The organism is Streptomyces sp. CC208A (assembly GCF_030010625.1).
GTDB lineage: Bacteria > Actinomycetota > Actinomycetes > Streptomycetales > Streptomycetaceae > Streptomyces.
Genome location: NZ_JASCXN010000039.1, coordinates 34,204 through 55,755, shown reverse-complemented (window position 1 = coordinate 55,755; position 21,552 = coordinate 34,204). Strand labels below are relative to the sequence as shown.

The window sequence follows — 21,552 nt, the reverse complement described above, 5'->3', positions numbered from 1 at the left end:
TGTCCTTCCCTAGGCCCTCGCCGGGCGGGGGCGTCCTCGCCGGACTTCAGTTACAGTAATCCATAGATATTTGGAGGAAGCAATGCGGGACGCCACGAAGAACGGGACCAAGGCAGCTCTCTACGATGCCTTCGCGGCCAGCGGCAAAGCCCTGGCCAGCGGGAAACGGCTGGAACTGCTCGATCTGCTCGCCCAGGGCGAGCGCACCGTCGACGCGCTCGCGAAGGCCGCCGGGCTGAACCTGACCACCGCCTCGGCCCATCTGCAGATCCTCAAGCAGGCCGGTCTCGTCGCCACCCGCCGCGAGGGCGTACGCATCCACTACCGGCTCGCCGGGGACGACGTGGCCCGGCTCTTCGCCCTGCTCCGCAAGGTCGCCGAACACCACCAGGCCGCCGTCCCCGCCGCCCGCGCCGCCTACCTCGGCGAGGACGGCACCGCAGGGATCACCCACGAGGAGCTCCTGGCCCGCGCCGAGGCCGGGGACGTGGTCGTGCTCGACGTACGGCCGGCGGAGGAGTACCGCGCCGGGCACATCCCCGGCGCGGTCAGCATCCCCGTCGCCGAACTGGCCGACCGCCTCGGTGAACTGCCGGACGGCGTCGAGGCCGTCGTCTACTGCCGCGGCGAGTACTGCGCCCTCGCCCACGACGCCGTTCGCCTGCTCGCCGGGCGCGGCCGGCGGGCGGTCCGGCTCAGCGACGGCATGCTCGAATGGCGCCTGGCCGACCTCCCCGTACACACCGGGGACGCGGCCTGACCCTCCGCACCCGGCCGCCCCACGGCGGGCTCCTCAGTCGGGGCCGCTCCAGTCGAAGGGGAAGTGCTTGCTCGACTTCCCGGTGCGTTCCCAGGTGAAGCCGAACGCGTCGGCGCGGTCGACGGTGGCCCGCCCCCACGTGGCGATCTGGCCAGGTCCCACCTCGGACCCCGGGATGTTGTGGACCTGGACGCGTGCGCCCTCCGGGGTGGTGGGGCCGGTGAGGGCCTCGGCGGTCGCCAGGACACGGCCGGGGATCTCGGCCCGCCAGGTGGCGAGGTCCTCGTCGATCTCCACGTGGATCGGGACGACGTCCATGCCCCGCATCTCGGGGTGGAACATCGCCCCGAACTCCGCCGGCCATCCGCCCGCCTCACCGCCGAAGACGGCCCCGAGCGCGGCGCGCTGCTCGTCGTCGGCACGCTCGTCGAGGAAGACCGCGGCGTACGGGTCGGTGTGCGTGCCGGCCCACACGTCGCCCTCGAAGGAGCCGAGCATCAGGACGTTGAGGCCGTCGAGCCGTACGTCGCCGAAGTTGCCCTCCCGGATGTGCCAGACCAGGACGCCCTCGCAGTCGCCGTAGGTCGGGGGCTGCGCGAACGTGCACGGGCAGGGAATGGCGCACTTGCACACGTCGAACCAGTCGCCGGCCAGGTGCCAGCGGGTGCCGGTGGTGGCCTGCTGTGTCATCTCGCTTCCTCCAGCCGAGCTCCAAGGAGCTCACTCGGAGTGGCGAGACCGCGTGTCCCGAGCCCGTTCCCGGGATCGGAGAACGGTCTCCCTTCCAGCTTGCACCTCATGCCCCCGGGCGGGAAAGCGGCCGGCCCCCACGGCGGACCCGAGGGAGCGACCGGACGCGCCCGGACGATCACATGCCGCCCATGGACGGCATCGAGCCGTCGAGGCCCGGCAGCATCCAGTCCTGGAACGGCGCGAGCACCGCCAGGACGAGGAAGGCGACGCCCACGACACGGCCGAGGAGGACGCCCCGGGACCACAGCTTCTCCATGAAGATCACCAAGGCCAGTCCGGCCATCGCCGCCACGTTCATCATGCCGAGCGGGACGAGCACGACCATCAGCCCGGCGCAGCAGCCGACGCAGTACGCGCCGTGGTGGACGCCCACCCGCAGGTCGCGGGCCGGTCCCCGGAACCCGGCGTAACGCACCAGATGACTCATCGGGTCGCGGCAGTGCCGCAGACAGACGTTCTTGAGGGGGCCGAGCTGGTACAGGCCCGCGAGCAGGAAGGCGACCGAGCCGATCCAGCGTCCGGCGGTGGGGTGGTCGTCCACCAGGCCGCCGGTGAAGGCCAGGGCCGCGTAGGCGAGCAGTCCGAAGGCGGTCCACACGAGCAGGTACCCGCCCATGAACGCGACGGTGCGGGCGGTCCGGGTCCAGCCGGAGGACCGGCGGCCGATCCCCCGCACCCAGGTGAGGGCCACCGGCGCCATCGACGGCAGCATCATGGCCGCCATCATCGTCACCCAGAGCAGCAGGAAGAGGGGCAGCGCCATCCCCATGGTGCCGGGCGCCACGCCCATGTCCCGGGCCTGGCCGATGGTCAGCACCCAGGCGGGCACGGTGATCAGGACGACGAGGAGCCAGGCGACCGCGAGATCCCGCTTGGGCAGCAGCCCCCCGCCGGCTCCGGTCGGGGCGGCCGACCGGGCGGGGACGAAGGCGGAGATCCGGCTGCGACGCATCGGCATGCCTTCCTGCGGCTGCTTCCAGAACAGCACACGTCCCCCTGCGACGCGACCGGTTCGGGCCGCGGCCTCGATCGCCGCCACAGCCGGGCGGTGAGCGCGGCGGCCCCCGCGGCTCCGAGCGCGGCCCAGGTGGCGGGGTGGGTCCACAGGGCGGGGTCGAGCTGCTGGGCGAGGACGAGGACGCCCATCACGACGACGAACCAGCCGAAGGCCCTGCGCAGCGCGTCCTGCGGGACGCGCCCCGCGAGCCGGGCCCCGGCCAGGCTGCCGGCCACCGCCGCCACCGTCACGGTCACGGCCACGCCCCAGTCGAGCGACACGCCGGAGAGGTGCCCGGCGAGTCCCGCGAAGGACTTCATCGCGATGACGAGGAGCGAGGTCCCGACCGCGACGCCCATCGGCAGGCCGCCGAGCAGAACCAGGGCCGGGACGACGAGGAACCCGCCGCCGGCGCCCACCAGACCGGTCACGGCACCGACCGCCAGGCCCTCGGCCGCGATGTGCGTCAGGGGCAGGTCCTGGTGCGCGGACCGGGCGGGGGTACGCCCCTTCCGGGGCGTGCGGAGCATCGCGAAGGCCGTGGCCAGCATCATCAGGGCGAACGCGACGAGCAGCACGGTGCCGGGGACGTACTCGGCGGCCCGGCCGCCGCCGTAGGCGCCGGCCATGCTGAAGGCGCCGAAGAGGAGGCCGGTCCGCCAGCGGACCCGGTGGGCGCGGGCGTGCGGGACGAGGGCCGCGAGGCTGGTGACCCCGACCACGAAGAGGGAGGTGGCGATGGCCTCCTTGGTGTCCTGCCCGGCCAGGTACACCAGGATCGGGACGGTCAGGATCGACCCGCCGCCGCCGAGGACGCCGAGGCTGACGCCGATGAGCAGCGAGGCCGCGACGACCAGGACGGTCACGACGCGCTCCGCAGCTCCGCGATCACGGTACGGATGTCGGTGCGCGGCCCGCGGTTGTAGGGGAGCTTGGAGAGCAGGACGCCCATGGCGCAGGAGTTGCCGATCGCGGCGTAGGTCAGGCCGGCGCCGATCGCCGTGCCGACGAGGTGGACGCCGGGGACGAGGACGCCGAGGAGGCCGGTGACGAGGACGGCGGAGCCGGCGACGAGCCGGACCTGGCGCTCCATGTCCCAGCGCTCGGGGCCCCGCTCCACGGGAGCCCCGGCGGCCTCCCAGGCGTTCATGCCGCCCTCCAGGACGCGGAGGTTGGGCAGACCGGCCTGGGCGAGGGCCTGCTCGGCCTCGCGTGCCCGCTGCCCCGAGCGGCAGACCAGCACGACCTCCTCGTCCAGGTGGGAGCGCAGCTCCGCGCGGTGCTCGCGCAGGGTGTGGAGCGGCACGTTGTACGAGCCCGGGATGTGGGCGGTACGGAACTCGGCGGGCGTCCGCACGTCGAGCAGGCGCGGGGCGCGGCCTTCCGCGACGAGCGGGTGCAGGACGGCGGGGGTGACGGACTGGACGGTGCGCTGGGCGCTCATTGCGGCTCCGGAGGTCGTATACGGGTGGGGGTATAGGGGGGAGTGGTCAGACCGCGGTGCGTTCGGCCGCGAGGGCCAGGGCGGCCCAGCCTCCGAGGACGTCGGAGACGTCCCGGAAGCCGCGCCGGCGCAGGAGGCCGGCGGCGACGGAGGAGCGGTGGCCGCCCGCGCAGTGCAGGACGAGGGGGCGGTCGGCGGGCAACTCGTCGGCACGCGAGGGCAGTTCGCTCAGCGGGATGTGCAGGGCCTCGGGGAGGAAGCCGTTGGCCTCGCGCTCGCCGCAGGTGCGCACGTCCACCACGAGCGGCGGGTTGTCGCCCGCGAGGGCGGCCTTCAGGCGGGCGGCGGTGAGACGGCTCGCGGGGGAGACCTCGTCGGCCATCAGCCTCAGGACGTCCTCGGGGTTGCGGACATAGCCCGCGACCCGGTCGAGACCGATCCGGGCGAGGCGGGTGACGACCTCCTCCTCCCGGTTCTGCGGCGCCATGACCACCAGTTCGTCCGCCGGGTCCAGGACGGTCCCGGCCTGCTCGGCGAACCGGCCGTCGGCCGGCACGTTCACCGCGCCGGACAGGTGCCCGGCGGCGAACTCCTGCGGGTCGCGGGCGTCGACCACCACCGCCCCGCCGGCCCGCAGCCCGGCGAACTCCGCCGGGGACAGCGGGCGGGAGGGCGAGGCCCCGTCGTACAGCGGGTGCTCCCTGCGGTTGAGGTCGGCGTCGTAGGCGAAGTAGCCCGGTGCCGGAGGCTGCCCCGCCGTGACGAGGGCGACGAACTCCTCCCGGCTCATCGGGGCGCAGGCGTAGTTGGTGGCCCGCTGCTCGCCGATGGTGGACTGCTTCTCCGTGGACAGGTTCTTGCCGCAGGCGGACCCGGCGCCGTGCGCGGGGAAGACCCGCACCTCGTCCGGAAGGCCCATCAGCCTCCCCTGCACGCTGTCGTGCAGCATCCCGCCCAGCTCCTCGGCGGTCACGCCCGCCGAGGCGAGCAGGTCGGGGCGGCCGACGTCGCCGATGAACAGGGCGTCACCCGTCAGGACCCCGTACGGGACGGTGTCGCCGGCGTGCTCGTACACCAGCACGCTGACGGACTCCGGGGTGTGCCCGGGGGTCTCCATGACCTGGAGGGTGACGTCGCCGAGGGGGATCCGCTCGCCGTCGGCGAGGTGGCGGATCGGGTACTCCGTCTCGGCGCGCGAACCGTAGCCGATCCAGGCGCCGGTCTCGGCGGCCATCTCCAGGTGCCCGGCGACGAAGTCCGCGTGGAAGTGCGTGTTGATCACGCCCGTCACCGTGAAGCCGTGCGCCCGCGCGTCGGCCAGGTACTCCGAGACGTCCCGGCGCGGGTCGACGACCACCGCCTGCCCGGTCGTCTCGTCGGCGATCATGTACGACGCCTGGGAGAGGCAGTCGAGGTAGTACTGGGCGAAGAACATGGCGGGCTCCCTCACTCTTTCGAATACCCCCCGGGGTATTTACGGGATCGAAGGTAGGGCGCGTCGCGCGGAAAAGTCAAATACCCCCCTGGGTATCTCACCCGGAGGTGGGATACCCAGGGGGGTGTGAGGGTGTGTGTGGCCCGGCGGCGGGGTGTTACTCGACGACGAGGTCGACCCTGATGTTGCCGCGGGTGGCCTTGGAGTACGGGCAGAAGGCGTGGGTCTTCTCCAGCAGGGCCCGGCCGGCCTCGCCCTGGAGGTGGTCGGGGAACTCGGCGCGCATGACGACGGCCAGGCCGAAGCCGCCGTCGGCGGCGTCCTTGCCGATGGAGACCTCGGCGGTGACGGACGCCTCGGAGATGTCGATCTTCTCCTGGCGGGCGATCACGCCCATGGCGCTGCTGAAGCAGGCCGCGTAGCCGGCGGCGAAGAGCTGCTCCGGGTTGGTGCCCAGGCCGTTGCCGCCGAGGGCCTGCGGGTGGGCGAGGGGGAGGTCGATGTGGCCGTCGGAGCTGACGGCGCGGCCCTCGCGGCCGTTGGCGGTGGCGACGGCGGTGTAGATGGCGTCCATGGGTTCTTCCGTTCCTGTTCCTCGGGAAGGGGTGGCCTCATATTTGTAGCGCACGATTAAGTTGTGCACAACTTAATCGTGCGCGGAGGGGTCTCGCGTATCCTGGTGGCATGGAGACGCTCGACACGGTCCCCGGCGAGGACTTCCTCCGGCTCGACCACCAGATCTGCTTCTCGCTGCACGCGGCGACCCGTGCCTTCAACGGCGTCTACCGCGAGGCGCTCAAGGAGCTCGGGCTCACCTACCCCCAGTACCTCGTCATGCTGGTCCTCTGGGAGCACGGCGAGCTGCCCGTGAAGGGCATCGGCGAGCGGCTGCGGCTCGACTCCGGCACCCTGTCGCCGCTGCTCAAGCGGCTTGAGGCGACCGGATACGTCGAGCGGCGGCGCAGCGCCGAGGACGAGCGGTCCGTCACCGTCCGCGTCACCGGGGCGGGCGCGGAACTGCGCGAGCGGGCCCTCGGTGTGCCCCGGCGGATCGCCGCCGCCACCGGCCTCGACCTCGCGGAGATCGCCGAGCTGCGCGACCGGCTCGGCACCCTCGCCGCCCGCCTCGACGGCATCGACCCGGACGAGCTCCGCCCCTCCTGCGGCTGAGCGGCTCCGGGCGGGGACGGGGCGGGCGGGGCGGGGGCACCCGAAAATGTAAGGGCCGGGGTACGAAGGCGTTCCTATACTCGGCCCATGCCCGAGATCAGCATCCGCCGCGCCACCGCGGCCGACTCCAAGCGACTGACCCGGCTCGTCCGGGGCTCCGCCGCCTACCGGGGGCCGTACGCCGTCATGGTCGACGGCTACCAGGTCGGCGGGGCCTACATCGAGCACCACCCGGTGTACGCCGCCGTCGACGACGCGGACGACCGGGTCCTCGGCTTCTACGCGCTCCTGCTCGACGAGGCCGAGCTCGACCTCGCCTTCGTCGCCGACAGCGCCCAGGGGCTCAACATCGGCCGGCTGCTGATGGCCCACATGAACTGTGTGGCCCGCCTTGCGGGGCTCACCGCCGTCCGGGTCGTCGCCCACCCGCCCGCCGAGGGGTTCTACCTGCGCACCGGCGCCCGCCGCACCGGCACCGTCGCCGCCTCCGGACGCATCCACTGGGACCGCCCCGAGCTCACCTACGACCTCACCGGCCCCGCGGACGCCTCCGACCCCTCCGGCACCTTCGCGGACCACTCGTGACCGCCGTCGGGTCGCCGCAGGAGGAGAAGCGGCGGATCTTCGCCGACCTCACCCCGCTGCGGACCTCCGCCGACTACCGCCGCCTCTGGTTCGGGAACACCGTCTCCTGGATCGGCCAGGGCATGACCACCCTGGCGATCTCCCTCCAGGTGTACGAGATCACCGGCTCGGCCTTCTCCGTCGGACTCGTCGGCCTCTTCTCCCTCGTCCCGCTCGTCGTCTTCGGCCTGTACGGCGGGGCGATCGCCGACACCGTCGACCGCCGCACCCTCGGACTCGTCGGCGCCACCGGCGCCGCCGCCCTCTCCGCCGCGCTCGCTGCCGCGGCCTTCGCCGGCTTCCACCGCGTCTGGTTCCTCTACGGGATCGTCGCCCTCCAGGCAGTCTGCGGCGCCCTCAACTCGCCCGCCCGCAGCGCGATGATCCCCCGCCTGCTCCCGCCCGAGCAGCTGCGCGCCGCCAACGCGCTCAACTCCATGGTCATGACCTTCGGCACCCTCATCGGACCCAGCCTCGGCGGGGTCGTCGTGGGCTTCGCCGGCTACCAGACCGCCTACACCATCGATGCCCTCGCCTTCTTCGCGAGCCTGTACGCGATGTGGCGGCTGCCCTCCATGCCACCCGAGCGCACCGGGGCGAAGAGGGCTTCGGTCCTGGACGGACTGCGCTTCCTCGGCACCCGCCCCAACCTGCGCGCGACCTTCGTCTCCGACCTCTTCGCGATGATCCTCGCCCAGCCGAAGGCGCTCTTCCCGGCCGTCGCCGTCCTCTGGTTCGGCGGCGACGCGAAGACCACCGGACTCCTCGTCGCCGCGCCCGCGTTCGGCGCGCTGATGGGCGGGGTGGTCTCCGGGTGGCAGAGCCGGATCCGCCACCACGGACAGGCCATCCTGATCGCGGTCGCCGCCTGGGGCCTCGCCATCGCCGCCTTCGGCCTCAGCCGGAACCTCTGGATCGGACTGCTGTGCCTGGCCGCCGCCGGATACGCCGACACCTCGTCGATGATCTTCCGGAACACGATGATGCAGGTCGCCGCCCCGGACGAGATGCGCGGGCGGCTCCAGGGCGTCTTCATCGTGGTCGTCGCGGGCGGGCCCCGGCTCGGCGACTTCGTCGCCGGCTCGGTCGCCGACCTCACCTCACCGACGGTCGCCATCACAGGCGGCGGACTCGCCTGCGTCCTCGCCATCGGCGTCTTCGCCCTGGGCGCACGCGGTTTCCGGCGGTACGACGCCCACGACCCGCAGCCCTGAGCTCCTGCGTCACCCCTGCGGCAGCCGCTTCTTCAGCACCTTGCCCAGGTCGTTGCGGGGGAGCGCGTCGAGCAGCCGGACCGTCCGGGGCCGCTTGTGCGGGGCGAGCAGCCGGGCCACATGGCCGGCCAGCTCCTCCGCCGCCGGCGGCTTCCCCGGGTCGGCCGGCACCACCCAGGCCACGATCCGCTCGCCCAGGTCCGGGTCCGGCTCCCCGGTGACGGCGGCCTCCCGTACGCCCGGGTGGTCGAGCAGCGCGTTCTCGATCTCGCCCGCCCCGATCTTGTAACCGCCGCTCTTGATCAGGTCGGTGGCCTTGCGGCCCACCAGCCGGATCGTTCCGTCACCCTCCCGGACCGCCATGTCCCCGGTACGGAACCAGCCCCCGGCCACGCTCCCGTCGAAGGCATCCGCCGTCGCCCCCGGCCGGTTCAGATACCCGGAGAAGAGGTTCGGGCCGCGCACCTGCACCTCGCCGACCGTCTCCCCGTCGGACCCGGCGAGCACCGAGCCGTCCTCCTCCACGAGCCGCACCTCCACCCCCGGCAGCGGGGTGCCCACCGTCCCGGGGCGCGGCGGCCCGCCCGGCCGCACGCTGGTGTTCATCAGCGTCTCGCTCATCCCGTACCGCTCCACCACCGTCCGGCCCGTCGCCGCCGCGATCCGCTCGTGGTCGTGCACCGGCAGCGCCGCCGAACCCGACACGAGGAGACGCGCCCCGGACAGGGCGCGGACCAGCTCCGGGTCGTGGGGGAGGGCGTCGGCGAGCCGGTGGTACATCGTCGGCACGCCGAACAGCATCGTGCCGCCGCCCCCCAGCTCCCGCGCGACGCCCTCCACCGAGAACGCCCCCAGGTGCCGGACCTCGCCGCCGCGCCGCAGCGGGCCCAGGATCCCCAGGACCAGACCGTGCACGTGGAAGAGCGGCAGCCCGTGCACCAGGACGTCGTCCGCCGTCCACGCCCACGCCTCGGCGAGCGCGTCGAGCGAGGCGGCGACCGCCCGGCGGGAGAGCAGCACGCCCTTCGGCGGGCCGGTGGTGCCGGAGGTGTAGACGATCAGGGCGGTGGACTCGGGGTCCACCTCGGCCGGCGGCCGGGGCGCGCCCGGCCCGGACAGGTCCACGTCGATCCGGGGGAGGCCGCCGAGCGCCTCCGGCAGCTCGTCCGCCGGACCGGCGAGCACCGCGTCCGGCTTGCTGTCCCCGAGGACGTGCGCCAGCTCCCGCTCGCCGCTGCGCGGGTTGAGCGGTACGGCGGGCACGCCCGCGAGCAGCGCCGCCACGGTGGCGACCGCCGTCCGGGCGGTGGGCACGGCCCACACGGCGACCCGCCGGGTCTCCGCCAGCCGGGCGGCGAGCGCTCCGGCGGCCCGGGCCAGTTCCTCGTACGAGAGCGCGTCAGGGCCGCAGCGCAGCGCGGGGCGGCCGGTCGGGGCCTCCAGGGCCGGGAAGAGCGCACGCACCGGTCGTACTCCTCGGGTCTCGGGTCGCGTCGGGATCGCGGCCGCCGAGGGGCATTCTGCCGGGCCGTCAGGGCTTCCCGGCCGTGACCTTCGTCGCCCCGGCGGCCGGTTCGCCGCCGCCCGGCCGGAGCCCGCGCATCCGCCCGTACGCGTACACACAGCCCGCGAGCGCCAGGTCGGAGAGGAGCATGAAGCCGATCGAGTACGAGTCCTCGGCGCTGTAGACCGCGCCCATGACCAGCGGCGGGACGAAGCCGCCGAGGCCGCCCATGGCGCCGACGATGCCGGTCACGGAGCCCACCTGGGCCTGCGGGGTGACCTGCGAGACCAGTGCGAAGACCGAGCCGCTGGCGGTGCCGAGACCGGCCGCCATGACCAGCAGGGCGATCGTGCCGCCCGGGTCGAGCACCGGGTCGAAGGCCTGCACGACGGCGAGGAGCGCGACGACGCCGAGCGCCCACGCCGTCACGATCGCCGGGTGGATCCGGTCCGACAGCCAGCCGCCGATCGGCCGGAAGACGACGGTGACCGCCGCGAATCCGGCGGCCTTGGTGCCCGCGTCGGTCGGGTCGAGCTCGTACCAGGTCTTCAGGTACGTCGGCAGGTAGACGCCGAAGGCCACGATGCCGCCGAAGCCGATCGCGTACAGCGCCGACAGCTCCCACGTCACCCGCAGCCGGGCCGCCGAGCCCAGTCGGGCTGCCAGCGGGGCGGTCGGCACCGGGCGGTCGGGGCGGTCGGTGATGAGCGCGGCGGCGAGCACCGCGTACACGGCGAGGGCGATGGCCACGACGACGAACGGCAGGTTCTCGCCGTGCCGGGCGATCCGGGGCGTGAAGTAGCCGGAGAGCGCCACACCGCCCATGCCCATGCCGAACACGCCGAGCGCCAGGCCCCGCTTCTCCGGCGGGAACCAGGAGTTGACCAGTGGGATGCCGATCGCGAAGGTCGTGCCGCCGAGGCCGAGGAGGAAGCCGATTACGATCATCAGACCGAAGGAGTCCTTCACCACGGTCAGCAGCAGCACGGGAATGATCGTCAGCGCGGAGACCAGCGGGAACATCAGCTTCGCGCCGTACCTGTCGGTCAGCGCACCGGCCGGGACGCGGCCCACCGAGCCGACCAGGACGGGCACGGCGACGAGGAAGGACTGCTGGAACGAGCTGAGCTCCAGGCGCTCGCCGTACCAGCTGCCGAGGGGCGCGATCAGGTTCCACGCCCAGAAGGTGAGCGTGAAGCCGACGGTGGCCGTCACCAGGTTCCGGTAGGCCGTCGCGGTCGTCGGGGGCTTGGCGTCGGAGTTCACCTGTCTCCTTCGAGGATGCCCCGTCCTTTAGAGCGGGGAGGAATCGAAGCTCCCGCGTGAGCGGGGCAATGAGCGGGGTTTCGCCCCCTGGGCGAAAGACCGTGCCTGTACCTCAACTCGCCCTCCATGATCGGGAACTAGTAGGTTGTTCTGCGTGAAGATCGTCACGCAGGTGAAGCTGTTGCCTGCGTCCGCTCATGACGCGGACGCACTGGCGGCGACTCTGCGTGCCTGCAACCGGGCGGCGAACGCGGCCTCGGAGGTGGCGTTCCGTACGGGCAAGGCCCGCCGGAACGTGTTGCAGGATGAGGTCTACCACCGGATCAAGGCTGACTTTGATCTCGGGGCGCAGGCCGCTGTCCGCACCGTGAAGAAGGTGTGCGACGCGTACGCCACGTTCAAGGCGAATCTCAAGGCCGGGAACTACGGGCCGGAGGGGTCGAAGCGCCGGGCCAAGGCCGAGTCCAGGCCGATCGGTTTCCGGGAGACTGCGGCGCAGCCGTACGACGACCGGATTCTGACCTGGAATCTGGATCAGCGAACCGTCAGCATCTGGACGCTGGCCGGGCGGCTGAAGGGCGTCCCGTTCGTCTGCTCGCCCGAGGCGATGAAGCTCCTGGCCTCCCGCAAGGGAGAGTCGGATCTGGTGATGCGGGACGGCATGTTCTTCCTCGTCGCCACCATCGACCTGCCCGAACCTTCCGTCGCGGAGCCGACCGGTTTCCTCGGTGTGGATCTCGGGATCGTCAACATCGCCACCACCTCGGACGGGCAGATCATGTCCGGGCGTCAGGTCAACCGGTACCGCAAGCGCAAGCGTGACCTGCGGTCCAAGCTCCAGAAGAAGCGCACCAAGAGCGCGGCCCGCGTCCTCAAGCGGCAGCGCCGCAAGGAAGCCCGGTACGCCACCCAGCGCAACCACATCATCGCCAAGAAGCTCGTCGCCATCGCTGAACGCACCTCCCGGGGTATCGGTCTGGAAGACCTGACCGGTATCCGGCAGAGGGTTACGGCCAAGAAAGACCAGCGGGCACGACTTTCCTCGTGGGCGTTCGCCCAGCTCGGCTCCTTCGTGGAGTACAAGGCCAAGCGGGCAGGTGTCGCGGTCGTCCACGTGGACCCGCGCAACACCTCCCGCCAGTGCTCCGAGTGCTGGCACACCCACCGATCCAACCGGATCGACCAAGCACGGTTCGTATGCAAGTCCTGCGGGACAGTGCTGCACGCGGACCACAACGGCTCCCGCAACATCGCCCACCGGGCCGATGCTGTGTGGCAGCGGGGCGCAGTCAACCGCCCCAGAACGGCCTAGCCGTTTAGGACGCAGGGAACCACAGTGCGACATCAGCTTCTCGTCTCGCTCTGCCTGCAAGCCTGGCCCTTTAGGGCCGGGTAGTTGACGCCTCCAGTCAAGATCCGCCCCCACGGCCCCGGCGCGCGGGACTGGTCCGTACGAGGGAGACGGGGCGCGGTGCGGCGACCGGCGCGGAGCCCGTACAAGAAGAAGAGCCCGTACGGGTCAGGGCCAGGTCACCGTCGTCGGCGGGGTGCCGTCGTCCTCGACGCGCAGCCAGGCGCCCTCGTCGCCGACGCCGACGTCCACCGTGATCCGCCCGGTCCCGGGCCGCCGGTGGGCCGCGGCGAGCGCCCCGCGCAGCGCGGCGAGCAGCTTCCGCGCCGACGGCTCGTCGACCAGGGCGTCCACCGCGCCGGTGAAGCGCACCGACGGCCGGAAGCCGAGCAGCGCCTCCGCCCCGCCGGTCTCGCGCAGCACCCGGCCCCGGAAGGTCGTCGGGGCCTCCGCGGGGGGCTGCTGGAGGGCGAAGATCGCCGTCCGCACCTCCTGGATCGTCGAGTCCAGCTCGTCCACCGCCCTGCCGAGCAGCTCGGCCTCCTCGGCGGAGGCCCCGGCACGGCGGCGGGTCGACTCCAGCATCATCTCGGTGGCGAAGAGCCGCTGGACGACGAGGTCGTGCAGGTCGCGGGCGATCCGGTCGCGGTCCTCGAAGACCGCGAGCCGCTCCCGGTCCTGCCGCGCGTCCGCGAGGACCAGCGCGAGCGCCGCCTGCGAGGCGAACTGAGAGGCGAGCAGCCGGTCCACCGCCGAGTACGGGGCGGCGCCCCGCAGCCGGGGGAGCGCGAGGGTACCGATCAGTCTCCCGCCGCTGCGCAGCGGCAGCATCATCGAAGGGCCGAAGCGGGAACGGACCGGGGTGGTCATCCGGGGGTCGGTGGCCGAGTCCTCGACGAAGACCGGCTCCCCGCCGAGGAGTTGGACGAGGACGGGGGAGCCGGGCCGGATGGTGGTGCCGACCAGCTCGCCGGGGTCGTCGGTGGTGGAGGCCGTGACGATCTCCATCCCGCCCTCCGGGGTGGGCTGGAGGATCACCCCGGCGGCCGCCCCCGCGAGGCTCCTGGCCTGCTCGGCGACGGTCATCAGGGCGTCCTCGGCGTCCTCGGCGGACCCGCCGGTGAGCAGGGCCGTGGTGACGGCCGCCGCGCCCTCGATCCACCGCTCGCGCTGCCGGGCGGTCTCGTAGAGCCGGGCGTTGCCGATGGCGATGCCGGCCTGGGCGGCGAGCACCCGCAGCAGGGCGAGGTCCTCCTCCGTGAAGCCGCCGGGCTTCTCGGTGAGGTAGAGGTTGCCGAAGACCCGCGTGTGGACGTGGATCGGGGTGCCGAGGAAGGAGCGCATCTCCGGGTGCCCCTCGGGGACCCCGGAGGAGCGCGGGTCGGCGGTCAGGTCGTCCAGGCGGAGCGGCCGGGGGTCCTCGACGAGGGCGCCGAGCAGCCCCGTACGGCCGTCGGGGAGCCGGCCGACACGGGCCCGCTCCTCGTCGGTCATCCCGGCGGTGAAGAGCCCCGTCAGCCGGGGGCGCTCCGGGTCCACGACCCCCAGCGCCCCGTAGCGGGCCCCGATCAGCTCGGTCGCCGAGTCCACGATGTGCTGGAGCGTGGCGTGGAGTTCGAGCTCCGTGCCGACGCCGAGGACGGCTTCGAGGAGCAGGGCCAGACGGGCCTGCTCCTCGTCCTCGTCGGCGTACGGGGCGCATGCGTCGGGCGGTGTCAGGACCGGTCACCCCGTCGCGTCGTCACCGGCCGGACCGTCACTCGGCCAGGTCGTCGGCGAACGCGCGGTCGAGACCGTCGTGGTCCGCGTCCGCGAGGCCTCGGTGGCCGCCCAGCGGGTCGAGGATCATCGGCTGGACCTTGCCCTCCAGCATCGCGCCGAGGCCCAGGACGGCGCAGACGTCGGGCCGTTCGGCGATGTGCACCGGCATGCCGGTGGCGTCCCGCAGCATCTGGTCGAGGCCCGGGAGCAGCGCGCTGCCGCCGACCATCATGATCCCCCGGTCGGCGAGGTCGGCCACGAGGTCGGGCGGGCAGTCCCGCAGCACCTTCCCGAGGCCGTCGAGCACCGCCGTCAGCGGGGTGTGGATCGCCTCGCGGACCGCGGCCGTGTCGACGGTCACCGAGCGGGCGAGTCCGGTGGCCACGTCCCGGCCGTGGATCTCGGTGGAGGCCGGCCCGTGCGGGGTCAGGCCGTTGCCGCTCAGGGCGAGCTGGAGCGGACGCACCGACTGGCTCGGCAGCATCAGCTCGTGGTGGTGGCGCAGGTGCTGGATGATCGCGTGGTCGATGGCGTCGCCGCCGACCGGGATCCGCTCGGCCGTCACGATCGCGCCGAGCGAGAGCACCGCGACCTGCGTCGTCGCCGCCCCGCACACCATGATCATGGTCGCGGTGGGCTGCTCCACCGGCAGACCGGAACCCACGGCCGCCGCGATCAGCGTGTCGACCAGCTCCACCCGGCGCGCCCCGAGCCCCACCAGGGTCTCCACGGCGGCGCGCTGGGCGAGCGGATCGCTGTCGTGCGGGGTGCAGGCGGCGGCGCGCAGCCGGGGCTTGCGGCGCAGCTGACGGCGCAGCTTCTCGCCGAGGAGGTGGCGCAGCATCCGCTGGGCCATCTCGATGTCGACGACCGTGCCGCCGGAGACGGGCCGGACGACCCGGATGTAGTCGGGGGTCCGGCCGGTCATCTTCTCGGCGAGCGCGCCGACCGCGATCAGCGCTCCGGTGTGGGTGTTGACGGCGGCGACGCTCGGCTCGTCGACGACGAGCCCGGCCCCCTTGACGTAGACCCGGGTGCGGGCGGCACCCAGGTCGACGGCGACATGGCAACGGCGTAGCTGCTCAAGGCTGACGGTCACGGCGGATCCTCCGGGGTGCGGTGCTGACACGGGCGAGGTGTCGCGGTGCGGGTTTCCTGTTGGCATCGTGCGACCACCGGGCCCGCCGCGCGCGCTGGGCTGCGCCGCCCGGGGCCGTCTCCGGGGCCGTTCCGGTGCGTCGGCGAACCGGGAGAATCGCGGCGCCACGGTGTTCGCCCGGGGTTTCCTCACAAGATCCTCACGTCCTCGCCTCCCTGGAGGTGAGCCGCGCGTCTTGGCGCGCGAGCCCATTATTTTCCTGGCGAGGGGGCTACTGGTTTCAGCCGGTGGGGGAATCTCTTTCCTGGCCTGTGGTAGTTTCGTTACGCTCTGTAATGGGTCGGTTCGGGCTGGACCGCAACCTTCGGGTTGGAAGCACCCTCCTCTTTTAGAGGTTGGGGAGCGGAGTCACGGACTACTGCCACGCGTGCTGACGGTGTCCCAACAGGCATCTCGCCTGTGCTGGATGCGGAACCCCCGTCGGCTACGGCTGCGGTACACCCCGCGCCCTGTCTCGTGAGGGCGTCGAGGGATCGCAGCCGTAGTCGACGGGGGTTCCGCGTGCGCCGGAAGCAGTCTCGCGGCCGGACGGCGGTGGTGAGCGCCCTCGGTCTGGTCCTCGCGGCCGGGTCGCTGGGCCTGGCGAAGGCGGCCCTTGAGGAGCCGGAGGAGAAGGGCCCCGCGCAGGCGGTGGAGGAGCTGGAGGTCACCGAGACCCCGCCGCCGCCCGCGCTGCCGACCCGGGCGTCGGGCGACGCGGAGGGCGACGAGGTCGGCGACCGGCCGGGCGGGGGCTCCGAGACCCCGGCCGTACCGACCGGCCGTCCCCGCCAGGTCGGTACGGGCTCCGCGGACGGTTCCGGTACTTCCGGTACGGGCTCCGCCTCCGCGTCCGGCGGGGGCTCCGGTACGGGTACGGGGGCAGGCACCGGTACGGGCACGGGCTCTGGTACGGGCACGGGCTCGGGCGGCTCGTCCGGCGGGTCCCTCTCGGCTTCCTCCACCCCCGCCCCCACCTCCCCGGCCCCGTCCGCGCCGGAGGTCACCGAGGCCCCGCCCTCCGGGACCCCCAGCGGTACGCCGAGCGCCTCGGGCTCGCCCACCGCCCCGGCCCCTGACGGCACGGCCCCGTCCGCCTCCGCGAGCACCGGCCCGGCGACGGCGACGGCGACGCCGACCCCGGAGCCAGAGCCGGAGCCCTCGGAGACCTGCACCCGGTTCCTGTGGTGGTGCGTGTGAGGGCTGGCCTCAGCCCACGTCCTCGCCGAGCATCCGGCGCAGCAGGTCCCGGAGCAGGGTGCGCTCCACGCCGGTCAGCTCGCCGAGGGGCTCGCGGGCGAAGCGGAGGGAGTCGCGCAGGCGGCGGGCGGTGTCCCGGCCCTCGTCGGTGGGGGCGGCCAGCTTGACCCGGCGGTCGGCGGGGTCGGGGCGCCGCTCGACCAGGCCCCGGGACTCCAGGCGGTCGATGATCCCCGTGACGTTGGACGGCTCGCACTTGAGCTTCTCGGCGATCTTCCGCATCGGGGTGGGCTCCAGGGTGAGCAGCCCGAGGACGCGGGCCTGCGCGCCGGTGAGGGAGTGGGCGGCCGCGGCCTCCTCGTACTCCTGGTGGTAGCGCGCCACGACCGTGCCGATCAGCTCGACGACTTCGAGGGTCACGGGGTCGCTGTGTGAGGTGGGCATGGGCACCATCGTACTCCGATGCTTGACAACATGAAATATTCAGGCGCATGGTTGTTTCACGACCTGAAGTTTCACCGCATGAAGTTTCGCCGGAGGTTCCCCCATGACCGCTCTGCCCGCCACCAGCCGTGAATGGCACCTCGTCGCCCGCCCGCACGGCTGGCCCGCCCCCACCGACTTCGCCCTGCGCGAGACCCCGGTCGAGGCGCCCGCCGAGGGCCGGATCCTGGTGAAGAACCTCCACTTCTCGGTCGATCCGTACATGCGCGGCCGGATGAACGACGTGAAGTCCTACGTCCCGCCGTTCAAGCTGGACCACCCGATGGACGGCGGCGCGGTCGGCGTCGTCGTGGCGTCGAACGCGGAGGGGTTCGCCGAGGGCGACCACGTCCTGCACGGCCTCGGCTGGCGTGAGTACGCCAGTGTCCCGGTCCAGCACGCCACCAAGGTCGACCCGGAGCTGGCCCCGCTCTCCGCCTACCTGGGCGTGCTCGGCATGACCGGCCTGACCGCCTACGCGGGCCTCTTCGAGACCGCCTCCTTCAAGGAGGGCGACGCCGTCTTCGTCTCCGGCGCGGCCGGCGCGGTCGGCAGCCAGGTCGGCCAGCTCGCCAAGCTCAAGGGCGCCTCCCGGGTCATCGGCTCGGCCGGCTCCGACGAGAAGGTGAAGTGGCTCGTCGAGGAGCTCGGCTTCGACGCCGCCTTCAACTACAAGTCGGGCTCTGTCCGGGACCAGCTCCGCGAGGCCGCCCCGGACGGCATCGACGTCTACTTCGACAACGTGGGCGGCGAGCACCTGGAGGCCGCGATCTCCTCGCTCAACGTGCACGGCCGCGCCGCCATCTGCGGCATGATCGCGCAGTACAACGAGACGGAGCCGGTCCCCGGCCCGCGGAACATGGCGCTGATCATCGGCAAGCGGCTCCGCCTCCAGGGCGTCCTGGTCGGCGACCACTACGGCCTCCAGCAGAAGTTCGTCGAGGAGGTCGGCGGCCTGCTGCGATCCGGCGAGCTGAAGTACCGCGAGACCTTCGTCGAGGGGATCGAGAACGGGGTGGACGCCTTCCTCGGTCTGCTCCGCGGCGACAACACCGGAAAGATGATCGTCTCGGCGGCCCGGTAGTCTTCCCTCAGCCGTCGCGATCGTGGGCGCGAGTCGAGACGGGGAGAAGAAAGCGGAAACCAGCATGTCCATCCAGCACTCCGACGTCCTCTACACCGCCGTCGCCACCGCGGAGAACGGCCGTGACGGCCGCGTCGCCACGGACGACGGCAAGCTCGACGTCGTCGTCAACCCGCCCAAGGCCATGGGCGGCTCCGGCGAAGGCACCAACCCCGAGCAGCTCTTCGCGGCCGGCTACAGCGCCTGCTTCCAGGGCGCCCTCGGCGTCGTCGCGCGGAACGAGAAGGCGGACATCTCCGGCTCGACGATCACCGCCGAGGTCGGCATCGGCAAGAACGACGACGGCTTCGGCCTCATCGTGAAGATCTCGGCCTCCATCCCGAACGTGGACGTCGAGACCGCCAAGAGCCTGATCGAGAAGGCCCACCAGGTCTGCCCGTACTCCAAGGCGACCCGCGGCAACATCACGGTCGAGCTGGCCGTCTGATCCCTGCCGCTTCCGGCCGTTTCCTGGCGCTTCCTGGCGCTTCCTGACGCACGGAACCGCTGACCCACCCCGATAAGCTGCGCGCATGCGCGATTTCGGGGTGGGTTTCGGTCATCTGGTCCAGGGCCAGAAGTGGGTCGCACGGCACGGACGCCGGTTCGGCTTCGGGCTGCTGCCCGGCCTGGTGACCCTGGTCCTCTACGCCGGGGCCCTGACCGGCCTCGGCTTCGGCGCGGACGACCTGGTGGCCTGGGCGACGCCCTTCGCCGACGACTGGTCCTCGCCGTGGCTCGGCCTCTTCCGCAACGCCCTGACGGCGCTCCTCTTCGTCTTCGGCCTCTTCCTCGCCGTCATCACCTTCACCGCCGTCACCCTCCTCGTCGGCCAGCCCTTCTACGAGACGCTCTCCGAGGACGTCGACCGCGACCAGGGCGGCGAGGCCGCCGAGTCCGGTCTGCCGCTCTGGCGCGAGCTGTGGATCTCCGCCCGCGACAGCCTGCGGGTCCTGCTCCGGGTCGCCCTCTACGGCATCCTGCTCTTCGCCTGCGGCTTCATCCCCGTCGTCGGCCAGACCCTGGTCCCCGCCCTCGGCTTCTGCGTCTCCGGCTTCTTCCTCGCCGAGGAGCTGACCGCCGTCGCCCTCCAGCGCCGGGGCGTGGAGCTCAAGGAGCGCCTGACGCTGCTGCGTACCCGGCGCGGCGCCGCCCTCGGCTTCGGCGTCCCGCTCACCCTCGCCTTCCTCGTCCCCTTCGTGGCGGTCTTCCTGATGCCCGGCGCCGTCGCCGGCGCCACCCTCATGGTCCGCGACCTGCGCGGCGAACAGCCCGCGCGGGAGCCGGACGAGAGCACCCCGCACAAGGACGCGCACCTCCACTGAGCCACGCCTCCCCACAAGGCGGCGGGCACCACCTGCCGCTGCACGGCCTCCGGCCTCTCGTACGACCAGGTCACTCCGCCGCCAGGACCGGATGGAGCTCCGGCCTGGCGTCCCACCACTCCTGGTGGAAGGCGCCGTTGCCGACGTTCGCGGGGTACGCCTCGGCCGCCGCCCGGTTTCGGGCGAGCCGGATCCGGCCGGTGACCGGCTGCGACAACGCCGAGCGCGCCTACCGGGGCAGCCTGACCTCCGGGCAGGTCGCGGCCCGGCCGGACGGCTCGTACTCCTACTCGGCGAGCGCCGGCACCGCCTCCGCCGACGAGGACATCCGCCCCTACGGCACCGCGGGCTACTACCGCTACCTCGTCCACGCCTACAGCGGCTCCGGCACCTCCACGCTGGGCCTGAGCGCCCCCTGACGGGCGACGAGCGCCCCGGGCCGGGCCGCCGCGGTCCCACGGCGACCCGGCCCTTCCCGCACGTCAGCCCACCTCGGCCAGGACGAACCCCGGCTTCTCCGTCCCCGCGTCGGCGAGTCGCCCGCCGTCCGGCCCCCAGATCCCGGCCATGCCGCCGCCCTCGCCGACCTCGCTCGGCCCGAGCGAGTTGCCGAGCGCCACGTACAGGCCGAAGTCCCGGGCCCGGACCGGATAGACGGTCTCGAAGGAGTCGTTCCCGGCGTCCAGCATCGAGCTGGCCAGGTACACCGAGCAGCCGTCGGCGGCGGCCCGCTCGGCGAGTTCGGGGAACCGGTTGTCGTAGCAGGTGGCGAGCGCGAACCGGAGCCCGTCGAGCGCGAACCGCCCGTCGGCCGTGCCCGCCGCGAAGGTCTCCTGCTCGTCCCCGTGGAAGAGGTGCCGCTTGTCGTAGCGGGCGAGCGTCGAACCGTCCGGCCCGATCACCAGCGTGGTCAGACCGGGGCGCGAACCCCCGCCCCGCACCGGCCCGTTGACGACCGCGGCCGTCCCGGCGGCCCGGCAGGCCGCGCGGACCGGCGCGAGCCGCGGATCGTCCTCGGTCAGGATCAGGGCGGGGTCCTCCCGGATCAGCGCGGTCTCGTACCCGGTGAGCGACAGCTCCGCGAAGACGACGAGCCGGGCCCCGGCGGCCCCGGCCTCCCGGACGAGCCCGGCGATCGTACGGACATTGGCGTCGACGTCCCCGGAGACCGGGGTGAACTGGGCGGCGGCGAGCATCATGCGTCCCATGCTCGCAGCCCGGCGGGCGTCGTGGGGCCCGGCCTGGAACTCCGGCCATCGGGGCGGCGCGCAGCCTCGAAGGGTGCGGGGCCGTGGCGGAGCGGTCGATCGCGGAGCCGGGCCGAGGAGGTCCCCGAGGCCCGGGGAGAGGGAGCGGGCCGCCGGACCCGGCGGCCCGCTCGCGCGGGTTCGAATCCCGCCGGCCCCGCACCCGCCTCCTCTACGCCTCCGCGTTCCCGCGCAGCAGCCGCAGGAAGTCCCGGAAGGCGCCCGGCATGTCGACGGCGGACGGGTCCAGGAGCCACTGGTACTGGAGGCCGTCCATCACGGCGGTGAGCAGGGGTGCCGCCCGCTCGGGGGTGAGGCCGCCCGGCAGGCGCTCGCCGAACTCCAGCCGGAGCACGTCCGCCATGCTGGCCCGCACGTGCGCGTACCGCTCGGTGAAGAACTCCCGCGCCGGATGCCCGTCGGTGACGGACTCGCCGAGCAGCGCGGAGAAGGTCTGCACGATGCCGGGCCGCATCGCGTTGTACTCCACCAGCGACTCCAGCAGGTCGAGCCGCCAGCCCTCGCGGTCCCGGCCGCCGCTGGTGTCCCAGCGGTCGCGCTCCTCCAGGACGGCGACGAGCAGCGCCTCCTTGGTCGGGAAGTAGTGCAGCAGACCCTGCTGGGTCAGGCCGACGCGCTCGGCGACGGAGCCGAGCGTGGCGCCCCGGTAGCCGCGCTCCGCGATCACCTCCAGGGCGGCGCGCAGGATCTCCGCGCGGCGCTCCTCGCTCCTGGTCCGTGCCATCGCCGGCCCCCT

General features: G+C 73.0%; 24 protein-coding genes. 10 read left to right on the top strand and 14 right to left on the bottom strand.

Translation table 11 applies throughout. From position 1 onward, the window contains the following. Positions 1 to 82: 82 nt before the first annotated feature. Positions 83 to 760 (top strand): metalloregulator ArsR/SmtB family transcription factor, encoded by a 678-nt coding sequence (locus QK442_RS31140; protein ID WP_282697442.1) that lies wholly within the window; start codon positions 83 to 85, stop codon positions 758 to 760. A gap of 33 nt (positions 761 to 793) precedes the next feature. Here QK442_RS31140 and QK442_RS31135 read toward each other — a convergent pair whose 3' ends face one another. The 6 genes from QK442_RS31135 to QK442_RS31110 all read right to left on the bottom strand — a co-directional run bounded on the left by QK442_RS31135 (position 794) and on the right by QK442_RS31110 (position 5,963). Then, the gene (locus tag QK442_RS31135) at positions 794 to 1,450 is read right to left on the bottom strand and encodes a DUF1326 domain-containing protein (protein WP_282697441.1); all 657 of its coding nucleotides are present in this window, start codon (positions 1,448 to 1,450) and stop codon (positions 794 to 796) included. Positions 1,451 to 1,628: 178 nt separating this feature from the next. Further along, positions 1,629 to 2,465 (bottom strand): DUF2182 domain-containing protein, encoded by an 837-nt coding sequence (locus tag QK442_RS31130; RefSeq protein WP_282697440.1) that lies wholly within the window; start codon positions 2,463 to 2,465, stop codon positions 1,629 to 1,631. Next, on the bottom strand, positions 2,348 to 3,376 hold the full coding sequence (locus QK442_RS31125) for a sulfite exporter TauE/SafE family protein (protein WP_282697439.1): 1,029 nt from the start codon (positions 3,374 to 3,376) through the stop codon (positions 2,348 to 2,350). Before QK442_RS31125 ends, QK442_RS31130 begins: the two co-directional genes overlap by 118 nt. Further along, positions 3,373 to 3,954, bottom strand: a complete 582-nt coding sequence (locus QK442_RS31120; protein WP_282697438.1) for a rhodanese-like domain-containing protein — start codon at positions 3,952 to 3,954, stop codon at positions 3,373 to 3,375. The genes QK442_RS31125 and QK442_RS31120 overlap by 4 nt, the downstream gene beginning before the upstream one ends. A gap of 46 nt (positions 3,955 to 4,000) precedes the next feature. Further along, positions 4,001 to 5,389, bottom strand: coding sequence for a rhodanese-like domain-containing protein (locus tag QK442_RS31115; protein WP_282697437.1), 1,389 nt, complete (start codon positions 5,387 to 5,389; stop codon positions 4,001 to 4,003). 157 nt (positions 5,390 to 5,546) lie between these two features. Continuing rightward, a complete protein-coding gene (locus QK442_RS31110) occupies positions 5,547 to 5,963 on the bottom strand; it encodes an organic hydroperoxide resistance protein (protein WP_282697436.1) in 417 nt (138 codons plus the stop codon). Positions 5,964 to 6,073: 110 nt separating this feature from the next. Between QK442_RS31110 and QK442_RS31105 the strand changes: the two genes are divergently transcribed. From QK442_RS31105 to QK442_RS31095, 3 genes are all read left to right on the top strand, one after another. Continuing rightward, complete coding sequence (locus QK442_RS31105; protein WP_282697435.1) at positions 6,074 to 6,559, top strand: MarR family transcriptional regulator; 486 nt, start codon at positions 6,074 to 6,076, stop codon at positions 6,557 to 6,559. Positions 6,560 to 6,646: 87 nt separating this feature from the next. Continuing rightward, entirely contained in the window at positions 6,647 to 7,144 is a 498-nt protein-coding gene (locus QK442_RS31100) for a GNAT family N-acetyltransferase (RefSeq protein ID WP_282697434.1), read from the top strand. After that, positions 7,141 to 8,397: an MFS transporter gene (locus tag QK442_RS31095; RefSeq protein WP_282697433.1), complete on the top strand. Its 1,257-nt coding sequence runs from the start codon at positions 7,141 to 7,143 to the stop codon at positions 8,395 to 8,397. Before QK442_RS31100 ends, QK442_RS31095 begins: the two co-directional genes overlap by 4 nt. A 9-nt stretch (positions 8,398 to 8,406) precedes the next feature. Here QK442_RS31095 and QK442_RS31090 read toward each other — a convergent pair whose 3' ends face one another. Both QK442_RS31090 and QK442_RS31085 read right to left on the bottom strand, forming a co-directional pair. After that, positions 8,407 to 9,861: an acyl-CoA synthetase gene (locus QK442_RS31090; RefSeq protein WP_282697432.1), complete on the bottom strand. Its 1,455-nt coding sequence runs from the start codon at positions 9,859 to 9,861 to the stop codon at positions 8,407 to 8,409. A 67-nt stretch (positions 9,862 to 9,928) separates the two neighbouring features. Beyond that, positions 9,929 to 11,167 carry an MFS transporter gene (locus QK442_RS31085; RefSeq protein WP_282697431.1) on the bottom strand — a complete coding sequence of 413 codons (1,239 nt, stop codon included), beginning with the start codon at positions 11,165 to 11,167 and terminating at the stop codon, positions 9,929 to 9,931. A 154-nt stretch (positions 11,168 to 11,321) separates the two neighbouring features. Between QK442_RS31085 and QK442_RS31080 the strand changes: the two genes are divergently transcribed. Continuing rightward, positions 11,322 to 12,479, top strand: coding sequence for a transposase (locus tag QK442_RS31080; RefSeq protein WP_282697430.1), 1,158 nt, complete (start codon positions 11,322 to 11,324; stop codon positions 12,477 to 12,479). Positions 12,480 to 12,686: 207 nt separating this feature from the next. On the opposite strand, the gene QK442_RS31075 is transcribed toward QK442_RS31080, so the two are convergent. Together QK442_RS31075 and QK442_RS31070 are read right to left on the bottom strand one after the other, a co-directional pair. Beyond that, complete coding sequence (locus QK442_RS31075) at positions 12,687 to 14,180, bottom strand: GAF domain-containing protein (RefSeq protein ID WP_282697455.1); 1,494 nt, start codon at positions 14,178 to 14,180, stop codon at positions 12,687 to 12,689. A gap of 94 nt (positions 14,181 to 14,274) precedes the next feature. Further along, a complete protein-coding gene (locus QK442_RS31070; protein ID WP_282697429.1) occupies positions 14,275 to 15,378 on the bottom strand; it encodes a rod shape-determining protein in 1,104 nt (367 codons plus the stop codon). A gap of 561 nt (positions 15,379 to 15,939) precedes the next feature. On the opposite strand from QK442_RS31070, the gene QK442_RS31065 reads away from it, so the two are divergent. Then, the gene (locus QK442_RS31065; protein ID WP_282697428.1) at positions 15,940 to 16,617 is read left to right on the top strand and encodes a hypothetical protein; all 678 of its coding nucleotides are present in this window, start codon (positions 15,940 to 15,942) and stop codon (positions 16,615 to 16,617) included. A gap of 9 nt (positions 16,618 to 16,626) precedes the next feature. Here QK442_RS31065 and QK442_RS31060 read toward each other — a convergent pair whose 3' ends face one another. Continuing rightward, positions 16,627 to 17,061, bottom strand: a complete 435-nt coding sequence (locus QK442_RS31060; protein ID WP_282697427.1) for a MarR family transcriptional regulator — start codon at positions 17,059 to 17,061, stop codon at positions 16,627 to 16,629. A 103-nt stretch (positions 17,062 to 17,164) separates the two neighbouring features. Here QK442_RS31060 and QK442_RS31055 point away from each other — a divergent pair, with 103 nt between their 5' ends. The 3 genes from QK442_RS31055 (at position 17,165) to QK442_RS31045 (ending at position 19,548) form a co-directional block, all read left to right on the top strand. After that, positions 17,165 to 18,184: an NADP-dependent oxidoreductase gene (locus QK442_RS31055; protein ID WP_282697426.1), complete on the top strand. Its 1,020-nt coding sequence runs from the start codon at positions 17,165 to 17,167 to the stop codon at positions 18,182 to 18,184. A 64-nt stretch (positions 18,185 to 18,248) separates the two neighbouring features. Further along, complete coding sequence (locus QK442_RS31050; protein ID WP_282697425.1) at positions 18,249 to 18,671, top strand: organic hydroperoxide resistance protein; 423 nt, start codon at positions 18,249 to 18,251, stop codon at positions 18,669 to 18,671. An 85-nt stretch (positions 18,672 to 18,756) separates the two neighbouring features. Beyond that, entirely contained in the window at positions 18,757 to 19,548 is a 792-nt protein-coding gene (locus QK442_RS31045; RefSeq protein ID WP_282697424.1) for an EI24 domain-containing protein, read from the top strand. Positions 19,549 to 19,618: 70 nt separating this feature from the next. Here QK442_RS31045 and QK442_RS31040 read toward each other — a convergent pair whose 3' ends face one another. Next, positions 19,619 to 19,765: a hypothetical protein gene (locus tag QK442_RS31040; RefSeq protein ID WP_282697423.1), complete on the bottom strand. Its 147-nt coding sequence runs from the start codon at positions 19,763 to 19,765 to the stop codon at positions 19,619 to 19,621. Here QK442_RS31040 and QK442_RS31035 point away from each other — a divergent pair. Further along, positions 19,749 to 19,967 carry a hypothetical protein gene (locus tag QK442_RS31035; protein WP_282697422.1) on the top strand — a complete coding sequence of 73 codons (219 nt, stop codon included), beginning with the start codon at positions 19,749 to 19,751 and terminating at the stop codon, positions 19,965 to 19,967. The two genes, QK442_RS31040 and QK442_RS31035, sit on opposite strands and share 17 nt — an antisense overlap. Positions 19,968 to 20,030: 63 nt before the next feature. On the opposite strand, the gene QK442_RS31030 is transcribed toward QK442_RS31035, so the two are convergent. Together QK442_RS31030 and QK442_RS31025 are read right to left on the bottom strand one after the other, a co-directional pair. Continuing rightward, entirely contained in the window at positions 20,031 to 20,756 is a 726-nt protein-coding gene (locus QK442_RS31030; RefSeq protein WP_349239698.1) for a carbon-nitrogen hydrolase family protein, read from the bottom strand. Between the two features lie 211 nt (positions 20,757 to 20,967). After that, on the bottom strand, positions 20,968 to 21,540 hold the full coding sequence (locus QK442_RS31025; RefSeq protein ID WP_282697421.1) for a TetR/AcrR family transcriptional regulator: 573 nt from the start codon (positions 21,538 to 21,540) through the stop codon (positions 20,968 to 20,970). Positions 21,541 to 21,552 lie beyond the last annotated feature (12 nt).

What these genes read in the sequence shown, in the direction of transcription:
- QK442_RS31140 (WP_282697442.1), top strand. Translation starts at nt 83, where the DNA reads ATGCGGGACGCCACGAAGAACGGGACCAAGGCAGCTCTCTACGATGCC.
- QK442_RS31135 (WP_282697441.1), bottom strand. Translation starts at nt 1,450, where the DNA reads ATGACACAGCAGGCCACCACCGGCACCCGCTGGCACCTGGCCGGCGAC.
- QK442_RS31130 (WP_282697440.1), bottom strand. Translation starts at nt 2,465, where the DNA reads ATGCGTCGCAGCCGGATCTCCGCCTTCGTCCCCGCCCGGTCGGCCGCC.
- QK442_RS31120 (WP_282697438.1), bottom strand. Translation starts at nt 3,954, where the DNA reads ATGAGCGCCCAGCGCACCGTCCAGTCCGTCACCCCCGCCGTCCTGCAC.
- QK442_RS31115 (WP_282697437.1), bottom strand. Translation starts at nt 5,389, where the DNA reads ATGTTCTTCGCCCAGTACTACCTCGACTGCCTCTCCCAGGCGTCGTAC.
- QK442_RS31110 (WP_282697436.1), bottom strand. Translation starts at nt 5,963, where the DNA reads ATGGACGCCATCTACACCGCCGTCGCCACCGCCAACGGCCGCGAGGGC.
- QK442_RS31105 (WP_282697435.1), top strand. Translation starts at nt 6,074, where the DNA reads ATGGAGACGCTCGACACGGTCCCCGGCGAGGACTTCCTCCGGCTCGAC.
- QK442_RS31100 (WP_282697434.1), top strand. Translation starts at nt 6,647, where the DNA reads ATGCCCGAGATCAGCATCCGCCGCGCCACCGCGGCCGACTCCAAGCGA.
- QK442_RS31060 (WP_282697427.1), bottom strand. Translation starts at nt 17,061, where the DNA reads ATGCCCACCTCACACAGCGACCCCGTGACCCTCGAAGTCGTCGAGCTG.
- QK442_RS31055 (WP_282697426.1), top strand. Translation starts at nt 17,165, where the DNA reads ATGACCGCTCTGCCCGCCACCAGCCGTGAATGGCACCTCGTCGCCCGC.
- QK442_RS31050 (WP_282697425.1), top strand. Translation starts at nt 18,249, where the DNA reads ATGTCCATCCAGCACTCCGACGTCCTCTACACCGCCGTCGCCACCGCG.
- QK442_RS31045 (WP_282697424.1), top strand. Translation starts at nt 18,757, where the DNA reads ATGCGCGATTTCGGGGTGGGTTTCGGTCATCTGGTCCAGGGCCAGAAG.
- QK442_RS31030 (WP_349239698.1), bottom strand. Translation starts at nt 20,756, where the DNA reads ATGGGACGCATGATGCTCGCCGCCGCCCAGTTCACCCCGGTCTCCGGG.
- QK442_RS31025 (WP_282697421.1), bottom strand. Translation starts at nt 21,540, where the DNA reads ATGGCACGGACCAGGAGCGAGGAGCGCCGCGCGGAGATCCTGCGCGCC.